At 44.7% G+C, this 11,977-nt stretch carries 9 protein-coding genes and 1 pseudogene; 3 read left to right on the top strand and 7 right to left on the bottom strand.

What is annotated here, in order from left to right:
- The first annotated feature begins 253 nt into the window (after nucleotides 1-253).
- Nucleotides 254-2,887, top strand: a complete 2,634-nt coding sequence (ppc, locus tag R7E42_RS21530; RefSeq protein ID WP_005381336.1) for a phosphoenolpyruvate carboxylase — start codon at nucleotides 254-256, stop codon at nucleotides 2,885-2,887.
- Between the two features lie 426 nt (nucleotides 2,888-3,313).
- Nucleotides 3,314-3,853, top strand: coding sequence for a PadR family transcriptional regulator (locus R7E42_RS21525; protein WP_005382791.1), 540 nt, complete (start codon nucleotides 3,314-3,316; stop codon nucleotides 3,851-3,853).
- A 70-nt stretch (nucleotides 3,854-3,923) separates the two neighbouring features.
- Here R7E42_RS21525 and metF read toward each other — a convergent pair whose 3' ends face one another.
- From metF to R7E42_RS21510, 3 genes are all read right to left on the bottom strand, one after another.
- A complete protein-coding gene (gene metF, locus R7E42_RS21520; protein WP_256900716.1) occupies nucleotides 3,924-4,826 on the bottom strand; it encodes a methylenetetrahydrofolate reductase in 903 nt (300 codons plus the stop codon).
- 262 nt (nucleotides 4,827-5,088) lie between these two features.
- Complete coding sequence (locus R7E42_RS21515) at nucleotides 5,089-7,497, bottom strand: bifunctional aspartate kinase/homoserine dehydrogenase II (RefSeq protein WP_115386339.1); 2,409 nt, start codon at nucleotides 7,495-7,497, stop codon at nucleotides 5,089-5,091.
- 15 nt (nucleotides 7,498-7,512) lie between these two features.
- Entirely contained in the window at nucleotides 7,513-8,673 is a 1,161-nt protein-coding gene (locus R7E42_RS21510; protein ID WP_005382793.1) for an O-succinylhomoserine (thiol)-lyase, read from the bottom strand.
- A gap of 225 nt (nucleotides 8,674-8,898) precedes the next feature.
- Here R7E42_RS21510 and metJ point away from each other — a divergent pair, with 225 nt between their 5' ends.
- Nucleotides 8,899-9,219: a met regulon transcriptional regulator MetJ gene (metJ, locus tag R7E42_RS21505; protein WP_005381353.1), complete on the top strand. Its 321-nt coding sequence runs from the start codon at nucleotides 8,899-8,901 to the stop codon at nucleotides 9,217-9,219.
- 113 nt (nucleotides 9,220-9,332) lie between these two features.
- Here the strand turns inward: metJ and R7E42_RS21500 are convergent, their stop codons facing one another.
- The 4 genes and pseudogenes from R7E42_RS21500 to R7E42_RS21485 form a co-directional block, all read right to left on the bottom strand.
- Entirely contained in the window at nucleotides 9,333-10,610 is a 1,278-nt protein-coding gene (locus R7E42_RS21500; protein ID WP_005381358.1) for a malic enzyme-like NAD(P)-binding protein, read from the bottom strand.
- A 206-nt stretch (nucleotides 10,611-10,816) separates the two neighbouring features.
- Nucleotides 10,817-11,293: a bacterioferritin gene (bfr, locus tag R7E42_RS21495; RefSeq protein ID WP_005381359.1), complete on the bottom strand. Its 477-nt coding sequence runs from the start codon at nucleotides 11,291-11,293 to the stop codon at nucleotides 10,817-10,819.
- A 93-nt stretch (nucleotides 11,294-11,386) separates the two neighbouring features.
- A complete protein-coding gene (locus R7E42_RS21490) occupies nucleotides 11,387-11,575 on the bottom strand; it encodes a (2Fe-2S)-binding protein (RefSeq protein ID WP_005381360.1) in 189 nt (62 codons plus the stop codon).
- Between the two features lie 331 nt (nucleotides 11,576-11,906).
- Nucleotides 11,907-11,977, bottom strand: a pseudogene (locus R7E42_RS21485) (elongation factor Tu); the annotation flags it as partial.

The raw sequence follows: 11,977 nt of genomic DNA, 5'->3' as shown, positions 1-11,977 counted from the left end.
GTCTGTGCAGCTCGATTGAGCTGCATCTTTTTATCTTCACAATTTAGCGCTAGTCTTAACACTTATTTAACTTGTTATTTTGTAATTAATTTTCACTTCTTACTCTATGGCTGCCGTAAATTTGCTCTAAATCAGGAGACAGCGGAATAATTGCAAACTTAGTCTGCTTTATTTGACTATAACTGGTGCTTTTCGCTAGATTGGAGTCTTAACAAGGACAATGGATGTAGTTTTTTTACGAGGCAGGACGACAATGAACGAGAAATACGCCGCACTAAAAAGTAATGTGCGCATGTTAGGCCACTTATTGGGTAACACCATTCGCGATGCCCATGGCGAAGAAATCTTCGAGAAAGTGGAAACCATTCGTAAATTATCCAAATCAGCTCAAGCAGGGAATCAAGCAGACAGAGACAGCTTGATCGAAGAAATCAAACATCTACCTGATGAGCAGCTAACGCCCGTTACTCGCGCGTTTAACCAATTTCTAAACCTCACCAATATCGCTGAGCAATACCACACGATTTCACGCCATTGTGAAGAGCACATTTGCGAACCAGACGCGATTAACTCGCTGTTTTCTAAACTGGTACAAAACGATGTGAGCAAACTGGACACTGCCCAAGCGGTTCGTGATCTAAATATTGAATTGGTATTGACGGCTCACCCAACAGAAATTACGCGCCGTACGATGATCAACAAACTGGTCAAGATAAATGAGTGCTTATCAAAGTTGGAGCTAAGCGATCTTTCTTCTAAAGAGCGCAGAAAAACCGAACGCCGCCTAGAGCAACTGATTGCCCAAGGCTGGCATTCAGACGTGATTCGACAACAACGCCCTACTCCGTTGGATGAAGCAAAGTGGGGCTTTGCGGTCGTTGAAAACTCGCTATGGGAAGCAGTACCGGACTTCCTACGTGAGATGAATGACCGTCTAAAATCTTACCTTGGAGAAGGTTTACCCATTGATGCTCGCCCAGTGCACTTCTCCTCTTGGATGGGCGGTGACCGTGACGGTAACCCGTTTGTTACTCACAACGTTACGCGTGAAGTCTTACTTTTGTCTCGTTGGAAAGCCGCCGATCTTTATCTCAATGACATCAACGAGTTGATCAGCGAGCTGTCTATGACAGTTTCAAACGATCAAGTCCGTGAACTTGCTGGCGAAGATCAGCACGAACCATACCGTGCGATCCTGAAGCAATTACGCACTCTGCTTAATGAAACCAAAGATATTCTCGATGCTAAGATCCACGGTCAAAAGCTGGCTGTTAAAGCACCACTGCAAAAAGTCGAGCAACTTTGGGAACCGCTGTATGCCTGCTACCAGTCACTAAACGAATGTGGCATGGGTGTAATAGCCAACGGCTCATTACTGGATACACTACGCCGCGTAAAAGCATTTGGTATCCATCTTGTACGTCTTGATATCCGCCAAGAGAGCACGCGTCACTCAGACGTCTTGTCTGAACTAACTCGCTACTTAGGTATTGGTGATTACGAACAATGGAGTGAGCAAGATAAGATTGCTTTTCTAACTAACGAGCTGGCATCTAAACGTCCGCTTCTCCCTCGTGATTGGGAACCGTCTGAACCCGTCAAAGAGGTTTTGGATACCTGTAAGATTGTTGCAGCACAACCGCGTGAAGCGTTTGGCGCTTACGTTATTTCAATGGCACGTACCGCCTCTGACGTACTAGCCGTTCATCTACTGCTACAAGAAGCTGGTTGCCCTTACCGCATGGATGTGTGTCCTCTGTTCGAAACGCTAGACGATTTGAACAACGCAGAATCGGTCATCAAGCAGCTTATGGGGATTGACCTTTACCGTGGTTTTATCCAAAACCACCAGATGGTCATGATTGGTTACTCTGACTCAGCGAAAGATGCAGGTGTTATGTCTGCAGGTTGGGCTCAGTATCATGCGATGGAATCGTTAGTTAAAGTGGCTGAAGAAGAAGGCGTTGAGCTAACTCTATTCCATGGTCGTGGGGGCACAGTCGGTCGCGGTGGCGCACCTGCGCATGCTGCGCTTTTGTCGCAACCACCAAAAAGCTTGAAAGGCGGTTTACGTGTAACAGAGCAAGGCGAGATGATCCGCTTTAAACTGGGTCTCCCAGATGTCGCAGTAAACAGCTTTAACCTATACGCAAGTGCGATTCTGGAAGCCAACTTGTTACCGCCACCGGAGCCAAAACAAGAATGGCGCGACTTGATGGAAGTGCTATCAGAAGTAAGCTGTGAGTCTTACCGAAATGTGGTTCGTGGCGAGCCAGATTTCGTGCCTTACTTCCGCCAAGCAACACCAGAACTCGAACTCGGTAAGTTGCCACTTGGTTCTCGTCCTGCAAAACGCAACCCTAAGGGCGGAGTAGAAAGCTTACGTGCAATCCCGTGGATCTTCTCATGGAGTCAAAACCGTTTGGTACTTCCTGCATGGCTAGGCGCAGGTGAAGCGATTCAATACTCGATCGATAAAGGCCACCAAGCATTGCTCGAAGAGATGTGCCGCGAATGGCCGTTTTTCTCTACTCGTCTCGGCATGCTAGAGATGGTGTACTCGAAGTGTAATATTGATATCTCTCGCTACTACGATGAGCGATTGGTGGATGAGTCGCTCCGTCCACTCGGTGAAAAACTTCGTGCTCAGCTTCAAGAAGACATCAAAGCGGTACTGAATGTAGAGAACAATGAAAACTTGATGCAGCATGACCCTTGGGGACTCGAGTCGATTCGCTTACGCAATATCTACGTTGAGCCATTGAATATGCTACAAGCAGAGCTACTATACCGCACGCGTCAAACCGAAGAAGCTTCTGCAAACTTGGAAGAAGCGTTGATGGTGACGATTGCTGGTATTGCTGCTGGTATGCGCAACACAGGCTAATCGTTTCATTTTTAATAAAAAGCTGGGCAAATGCTCAGCTTTTTTTTTATCACAGGATAATCGCACCAAAACAAAAGCAGTCAAATAAACCACTAGAGACCCAAAAAATACCAAAACAAAAGAATAAAAAACCACAAGTTAACACTATTGATTATTATGTTAGTTTTTTAGGGTAATTTTGTCCTACTATTCCACTTCATGCTTATTATTTATATACTACTTGCCTGCTGAGAGCTCATAAATCCAATCATACCTGCTCCAGCCTTGATGGGACTCCCCATCTCTCTAGGTGATAAACGGCTTTAAGGTGACAGGACCAACATTGTTGGTGCTACTTATACATTAAAAAACTCAAGTGCCAGTAAGAGCGCAGCTGAAAGTATAAGTAGCTTGTTTACAAGTTTATTGACCATTTGGATTGAAGACATGTCATTACCACACGTAATCTTAACTGTTCTTAGCACTCGCGACGCAACCGGTTACGATATCACTAAAGAATTCTCTGCTAGCATCGGTTACTTCTGGAAAGCAAGCCACCAACAGGTGTACCGTGAACTCAACAAAATGGCTGAGAAAGAACTGGTTACTTGCGTATTAGAACCCCAAGAAGGCAAACCAGACCGCAAGGTTTACTCCATTACAGACGCTGGTCGCAGCGCTTTAGGAGAGTGGTTTGATCAACCAACTGCACACCCAACAGTTCGTGATGAGTTTTCAGCGAAATTGATGGCATGTGCCGTTCAACCTGCAGCTCCATTCCGTGACCAACTCGCCGAGCTAGTTGAAGAGTCTCGCAAACTGGTTTCTCACTACAAAGAAATTGAAGCGGCTTACTACGCAACGCCGTCAACTTTAGATAAACAAGCTCGCCTAGAACGTCTAACGCTTCGCCGTAACCTTCTGTTACGTGAAACTTGGATCACTTGGGCAGAAGAAGTTCTAACTGAACTTGAAGTGATTGGTTAAACTCCTTTTGCTTTGATAAAACGAAAAAGGCTTGCCACTTGGCAAGCCTTTTATCCTTTTGAAACCAGATTTACGCACAGACTACTGCGCGAGGACGAACACCCAACGTATGGCATAACGCGTAAGTCATCTCTGCACGGTTTAGTGTGTAGAAGTGAAAGTCCTTAACCCCTTCACGACTCAGTACACGCACCATATCAATAGCTTGGCTAGCTCCTACAAGCTGGCGAGTCACCGGATCATCATCCAAACCATCGAATTGTTTGCTCATCCATCCTGGTACTTTCACGTTGTTCTGTGCCGCAAAGCGAGAAGCTTGCTTAAAGTTCGATACAGGCAAAATTCCTGGCACAATTTCTACGTCAATTCCTGCTGCGACACAACGGTCACGGAATCGCAGGTAAGACTCAACGTCAAAAAAGAACTGAGTAATAGCACGGTTTGCACCTGCATCTACCTTACGTTTTAGGTTCAATAAGTCAGACTGAGCGCTTTTAGCTTCAGGGTGAACCTCAGGGAATGCAGCAACGGAGATATCGAAATCGTGGCGTGATTTCAGCAGCTCAACCAAATCCGAGGCATACATATCAGGCGCACCGCCACCTGGAGGAATATCACCACGCAGAGCGACGATATTTTCAATACCATTGTTCCAATAATCATCGGCAATATTAATCAACTCTTCACGAGTCGCATCAATACAAGTGAGATGGGGAGCGGCAACCAATCCGGTTGTGGCTTTAATTTCTTTAATGATGGAGTGTGTTCTGTCACGCTCGCCGGAGTTCGCACCGTAAGTCACAGAAACAAATTTAGGTTGAAGCGTTTTAAGACGGTGCACTGAATTCCAAAGTGTTTCTTCCATCTTAGCGCTGCTTGGCGGAAAAAACTCAAACGATACATTGATGTTATCTGATAACTCAGCAATATTCTGGTTCAAGGCGTCGATATGGCCTGCGTGCGTATATCCCATCTTACTCTCCCTGCGGCACTCCGCCACGAAAACAAATCCTTAAAATCGACGTTTAGACGTCTATATGTCTACAGAATGTATTGAATACGATTTAATGTCAACCTTGTAATTATGAATTTTTCTCACGTTAATAATGAAGATAGTTCAAGTTTCTACTTGAGCATCATCTCACCATTTTGCACGGGTTATGACTTCAGTATGGCACTGATAGGGGAATAAAAAACCCTGGATTAATTCCAGGGTTTTTAGGTCAATCGCAACTTTAAAATAAACCAGCCAATCGGTTGAGGTCGGATTGAATAGCGCCGGCTGTCACTTCTCTGCCTGCGCCTGGTCCTCGAATGACCAGAGGGTTATCTTTGTACCACTTGCTCTCTATGGCAAAAATGTTATCGCATGGCAATAAGTTGGCGAGCGCGTGCTCACGAGATAACGCTTCGACTCCCACCGTTGCTTTACCATTTTTTTCTAAACGCGCCACATAGCGAAGCACTTGATCGTTTCTCTGTGCTTTTGTCAGACGCTCTTGAAGTATTTCACTCAACAACGCTCCATTATCGAAGAAATCATCTAAGCTCAGTTCTCTTAATTCTTCTGGCACCAAAGACTCAACTTTAACGCTGTCTGGTTCTATATCTAGGCCCGACTCTCGAGCCAAGATGACTAACTTGCGCATTACATCGGAGCCATCTAAATCAGAACGAGGATCAGGTTCGGTTAAACCTTGCTGCCAAGCAAGATCGACTAAATCATTAAATGGCACAGAACCATCAAACTGTTGGAACAGCCATGATAGCGTCCCCGAGAAAATACCCGATAGAGCGACGATTTCATCCCCACTTTCACGAAGATCTCGCACGGTATGGTTTATCGGTAACCCAGCACCAACCGTTGCGTTGTATAGCCAATGACGACCAATTTTAGCGAATGCATCTTGAACCTGATGGTAGTACTGGCTATCTGCGGAACCGGCAACTTTGTTAGCGGAAATCAAATGAATGCCTTGCTGTGCGATTTCTACGTAGCGCTGAGCCAACTCTTTACTCGCGGTAACATCAAGCACGACGGCTTCATCATAGCTTTTAAGCGCTCCCAAACGTGCCAGCCAATCCCCATTGTTTGCTATGCTTTCATCATCAAATCGTTCAGCAACACTCGCCGCCTCAATACCTTGCTCATCGAACCAATAGGTTTGGCTATCCACAACCGCGACAAGATCAAAGCTCATACCATGACGTTTTTCGAGCTCACTTTTTTGCGTAGCAAATAAATTTAGCCAACTAGAACCAATATTACCCTTGCCACATAAAGCCACTGCCACGCGTTTTTGCGCTTGGAACAACTGGCTATGAATCGTTTGAACCAACGCCTCGGTATCAGTACGGCGCAAAACAGCGACTAGGCTCAGCCCTGAGTCTGTTTCAGAGATAAATTCTACCGGAGAGTGCTTTAGCTTCTGATAAAAGCCAAAGCAATGATTGGCGTTTTTCGTAACGCCTGCACCTACCGCAGCTAAGAGCGAGTAACCTTCTTTTAGCTTAATTTCTGCCTCTACCGCAAGCTCTTGCAAGTGTTTCAATGCACCACCGGCGATTTCTGCGGTGTAAGCCAAGCGTAGCGTATGCTGATCGGATTGAGCTTCAAATGCCAATGGCTCTAATTGCGCGCGCTGCAACGCTTGTAATACATCACTCTGTGTTTTTTCGAAGTCGTGCCCATGCATGAAAGACAACTGCACCAATAAAACATCATCCAGTGAAGTAATAATTTTAGCGCCACGACCAGATGCCAATACACGCTCAATACGAGTAGAACCCGACTCTGGCAGATAGCTACACTTGAGATTAAGGTCCATGGTACTTTGCGCCACAGGCTGAAGCGTACGACTGTGTAGCACTGGGGCAGCTAAGCGAGCAAGTTCACTGGCTTCATCCAATCGAAGTAACGGTAATAAACAAGCGTCAGACACCAAACGTGGATCGGCACTATAGACACCAGCAACATCACTCCAAATCGTGACAGTACTGACTTCAGCAAGCGCGCCTATGACCGTTGCAGAATAGTCAGAGCCGTTACGACCAAGTAGGATGGTTTCTCCTGCCTCGTTCTGAGCCATAAAGCCAGTAATTACCACACGTTTATGGTTATGCTGCGCGAGGATCTCTTTAATTAAAGGGTATGAACGAGCGCGATCAACCTCTGGTTGAGTTCCCGCTTCTGCACGTAAAAACGCTCGTGCATCTTGTGCAACCGCAGGGATAGAACGTTGAGATAATAACGCGGCCAATAGGCGAGCAGACCATACTTCTCCGTGCCCCAGTACCGCGGCTTTTTGCGCATTAGTGAGTGGTGCAGTCAGCTCCGAGAGAGTACTGAACTCATCATGTAATAAAGCTAACAGCTCTTCTTTTGCTTCACTCTCCAACAAGCTTTCTATTAGCTCAGTTTGGAACTGTCTCAAGCTTTGAAGCGCTTCATGCGCAATTCGGCCATCTTTACTTAACCCTTCCAAAAACTCAATCAAGCGGTTAGTGGTTTTTCCTGCAGCAGAGACGACCACAAGATCATTTTCTGTCGAATACTCCTTGAGAATACCCACAACGCGTAAGTAGCATTCTGGGTTTGCTAAGCTACTGCCACCAAACTTATGCAGCTGACGTTGTACAGTCATTGTTATCGTCTCCTATTACTGGGTAGCTTTAGCGAACGCTTGTTCTAAATCTGTGATGAGGTCTTGTGCATCTTCCAAACCGACAGACAAACGCAATAGTTGATGAGAGACCCCAGCCTCCGCCAGCGCCTCCTCACCCATTGCACGGTGCGTCATGGATGCTGGGTGGCAAATCAAACTTTCTACACCACCTAATGACTCTGCTAATGAAAACAGTTGGAGCTCTTTCACAAACACCTTTAACTGCTCAAACGAACCAGCAAACTCAAAACTCAACATAGAGCCAAAGCCCGTTTGCTGCTTTTTAGCAATGTCGTGACCTGGATGTTCCGGCAGGCTTGGATGATAGATAGTTTTAACTAACGCTTGTTTCTGTAGGTAAGCTAGTACCTGCTGTGAGCTCTCTTCATGTACTCTCATACGAGCAGCAAGCGTACGAATACCTCGCAGTGTCATGTAACTATCGAAAGGTGTGCCCGTTGCACCAATACAATTGCCCCACCATGCAAGCTCTTCTGCATGCGCTTCTGTGTTGGTGATGATTACTCCACCAATTACGTCCGAATGACCGTTGATGTACTTTGTTGTGGAGTGGATAACAAAATCCGCACCTAGCTCTAAAGGTTTTTGGTACACGGGTGTCAAAAAGGTATTGTCCACCGCAACTAACGCGCCGATTTGTTTCGCTTTTTCACAAGTAGCTGCAATATCCACTACGCGAACCAGAGGGTTTGACGGAGTTTCTAGCAAAATGAGTTTTGGTTTTTGTGCCAATGCAGCATCTAAAGCCTGTTCGTCTGATTGATCGACAAACTGAACCTTAAAATCGCCTTTGTTAGCTCGGGTATTAAAAAGACGATAGGTACCACCATAACAATCGTGAGGAGCAATAATGAGATCATCTGGGCCGAGAAAAGCGGAAACCCATAAATTTAATGCCGACGTACCGCAGTTAGTAACAACCGCTCCTTTTCCAGACTCAAGTTCAGATAGCGCACTTTCCAACAGTCCGCGGTTTGGATTACCAGATCGTGTGTAATCATACTTGGGCACTTCACCAAAAGCAGGAAAACCATAGTTAGTGGAAAGATAAATAGGTGGAACGACAGCATGATATTGGCTGTCTGATTCAATACCAGTGCGTACTGCAATGGTCGCAGGTTTGCGAGTGCTCATGGGTGTATCCTTTCACGGGTAATGACTTCTAAATAGGAATGCGCTATATCTAATGAGTAACATAAAGTGATCAACACGCTTCCTTTGCTGTTATGTTCACTTTACTCGTCAAAAAATGAGACGTCAACACTTCTAGACGTCTATATGTCTTTGCTTATGGCGGTAAATGCAGCTAAAATCAGCACCTAAATTATTTTTAACCGATTACATAAATGAAGGTGTGCAATGGCTGACTGGAATGGCGAATACATTAGCCCATATGCAGAGCACGGCAAAAAAAGCGAACAAGTAAAAAAAATTACCGTCTCTATCCCGCTAAAAGTTTTAAAGGTGCTAACTGATGAGCGTACTCGCCGTCAGATCAATAACTTACGCCATGCAACCAATAGCGAATTGCTATGCGAGGCATTTTTGCACGCGTACACAGGTCAGCCACTTCCGACAGATGAAGACCTTCGTAAAGACCGTCCTGATGATATTCCAACAGAAGTAAAAGCGCTGATGACGGAAATGGGCATCGAATTTGAGTCATTCGACGAAGAATAAAAAAGCCTGATAAGAGGTTTCAGGTAATAACTCTTGCCTCGAGCCAAATGAATGACATAAAAAATGGGACGCAATAGCGTCCCATTTTTTATGTATCACATCTGAAAGATATATTACTCTGCCATGTAGTTTTCAGGCATCTCGATACGAGCTACACCTGAATTAACCGCCGCCTGAGCAACCGCTTTTGCAACACGTGGTAGCAAACGTGAATCCATTGGTTTTGGAATAATATAGTCCGCACCAAACTCTAGCTTATCAACACCTGCAGCCTTCAATACGGCTTCAGGTACAGGCTCTTTTGCTAGCTCACGAATCGCCTCAACGGCTGCAAGTTTCATTTCATCATTGATTTCACTTGCACGCACATCAAGAGCACCGCGGAAAATGAATGGGAAACACAATACGTTGTTAACTTGGTTAGGATAATCACTACGGCCAGTACCCATGATCAAGTCATCACGAACTGCGTGAGCAAGTTCCGGCTTGATTTCAGGATCCGGGTTAGAACATGCGAATACGATTGGCTTATCTGCCATCAACTTCAACGCTTCCGCTGGCAATAGGTTTGGACCAGATACACCTAGGAACAGATCTGCACCTTCAATCACGTCTTCTAGTGTGCGCTTATCTGTATTGTTCGCAAATAGCTGCTTATATTCATTAAGATCATCACGACGAGTGTGAATCACACCTTTGCGATCTAGCATGTAGATTTTTTCGCGCATTGCGCCGCATTTGATCAGAAGCTCCATACAAGCTACAGCGGCAGCGCCAGCGCCAAGACAAACAATTGTTGAATCTTCAAGTTTCTTACCTTGAAGTTCGATTGCATTCAGCATACCCGCTGCCGTTACAATAGCAGTACCATGTTGATCATCGTGGAATACTGGTACATCACAACGTTCAATCAGACGCTTTTCAATCTCAAAACAGTCTGGTGCTTTAATATCTTCAAGGTTGATACCGCCAAAAGTGTCTGCAATGCTCGCAACAGTATCAACAAATTCATCGATCGTGCGGTGCTTAACTTCAATATCAATAGAGTCAAGACCTGCGAAACGCTTAAACAGTAACGCTTTACCTTCCATCACTGGCTTAGATGCAAGTGGACCTAGGTTACCTAGACCTAGAATAGCGGTACCGTTAGAAATAACAGCAACCATGTTCCCTTTTGCAGTGTACTTGTACACGTTATCCGGGTTTTGTGCGATTTCACGCACTGGCTCTGCAACACCAGGGCTGTAAGCAAGGGCAAGATCACCCGCCGTTTCCGCAGGCTTTGTCAGTTCGACAGCAATCTTTCCTGGAGTTGGATAAGCATGGTAATCCAATGCTTTTTGGCGATGTTCTTCTTCTGGAGTGGCTGCTTGGTGGTTGTCTTCAGACATGGACGTTTCTCTTTTTTATTTTTAGGTAAGGGGGCATAAATTCTATCGGATAGAAATCAAACTTCATAGGCAAGATTGCGAGCAATATCCTTAAAAAGCCGATAATAAAAGAGATTAGACCAGATAACGGGGTTAAGCACCTGATTTTCGAGTCAGGTGCTCTTTCTTCTTACTATTATTGGAGTATGCAAACTCAGAAAGTATCGTTACTCTTCGTCCACGTATTGCGCTTGGAGATAATTCTCAATACCAGACATTTCAATCAAGCCAAGTTGCGTCTCTAGCCAATCAACATGTTCTTCTTCATCTTCAAGAATATCTTGGAAGAGATCTCTAGACACATAATCTCGAATGTCTTCAGCGTAGGCAATCGCATCTTTTAAATCTGGAATAGCCGCCATTTCAAGCTTTAAATCACACTCGAGCATTTCCTTGGTATCTTCACCAATCATCAACTTACCTAAATCTTGTAGGTTCGGTAGGCCTTCAAGGAACAAAATACGCTCAATTAGATGATCGGCATGCTTCATCTCATCGATAGATTCGTGATATTCCTTGTCTGCTAGGTGCTTTAAGCCCCAGTCTTTATACATTCGGGCGTGAAGAAAATACTGATTAATAGCGACGAGCTCGTTACCGAGCACTTTATTGAGATGTTGAATGATGATTGGATCGCCTTTCATGACAAAACCCTCCTCTTTGGCTTCATTTAAATGTAGAAGCAAATGAGAAGGTGTCAAAATGTAAGGCAAATAATTACTGCATACTTACAGCAATTAGCTGGCTTGTTTAAATTCCGTGTAACTAGTTTCCGCTAAAATTTCCTTGGCCTGTCTGATGCACTTACCACATTGGCTGCCCAATGCCGTGCACTTTTTGATTCCTTTAATATCTGTTACGCCTTCATCTATCGCCAACTTCCTAATTTTTTTGTCGGAGACACCATGGCAAAGACAAACGTACATACTCAAAAAACCTATAAAACTAATCTGTGACAAACAATATAAACAAGAATAGTTCTTGTTACCAGTCGCATTATGGTGTCCGCTCAGAATATTTGGTTATAACGATTTTACCGCTGCAGGAAAAGATCAAAGGGTTAAGAGGGGTGAGTAAAAGCGTTAAGAAACAAAGCCGGTAAAACTCTGTTTTTAAATCGAAAAAGTGACGTCTTTTATTTCAACACTTATAACTAAATGTAATCTAGAAATGAAAAAGGGAAGCCTAAGCTTCCCTTTTCGATGCGCTTTCTTCAAAAAGAAGAACAGTGCAAGATTTCGTTTAATTCGTTATGAATTAGTCGAAGATCTTAGCAACAACACCAGCACCTACTGTACGGCCACCTTCACGGATCGCGAAACGTAGAC

Source organism: Vibrio sp. Vb1337 (genome assembly GCF_033338715.1).
In the GTDB taxonomy this organism is placed as follows: Bacteria; Pseudomonadota; Gammaproteobacteria; order Enterobacterales; family Vibrionaceae; genus Vibrio; species Vibrio alginolyticus.
This window is presented reverse-complemented; position numbering and strand designations above follow the sequence as displayed.

Bases quoted from the DNA above. Each gene is read 5' to 3' on its own strand.
- ppc (WP_005381336.1), top strand. From the start codon at position 254: ATGAACGAGAAATACGCCGCACTAAAAAGTAATGTGCGCATGTTAGGC.
- R7E42_RS21525 (WP_005382791.1), top strand. From the start codon at position 3,314: ATGTCATTACCACACGTAATCTTAACTGTTCTTAGCACTCGCGACGCA.
- metF (WP_256900716.1), bottom strand. From the start codon at position 4,826: ATGGGATATACGCACGCAGGCCATATCGACGCCTTGAACCAGAATATT.
- R7E42_RS21515 (WP_115386339.1), bottom strand. From the start codon at position 7,497: ATGACTGTACAACGTCAGCTGCATAAGTTTGGTGGCAGTAGCTTAGCA.
- R7E42_RS21510 (WP_005382793.1), bottom strand. From the start codon at position 8,673: ATGAGCACTCGCAAACCTGCGACCATTGCAGTACGCACTGGTATTGAA.
- metJ (WP_005381353.1), top strand. From the start codon at position 8,899: ATGGCTGACTGGAATGGCGAATACATTAGCCCATATGCAGAGCACGGC.
- R7E42_RS21500 (WP_005381358.1), bottom strand. From the start codon at position 10,610: ATGTCTGAAGACAACCACCAAGCAGCCACTCCAGAAGAAGAACATCGC.
- bfr (WP_005381359.1), bottom strand. From the start codon at position 11,293: ATGAAAGGCGATCCAATCATCATTCAACATCTCAATAAAGTGCTCGGT.
- R7E42_RS21490 (WP_005381360.1), bottom strand. From the start codon at position 11,575: ATGTACGTTTGTCTTTGCCATGGTGTCTCCGACAAAAAAATTAGGAAG.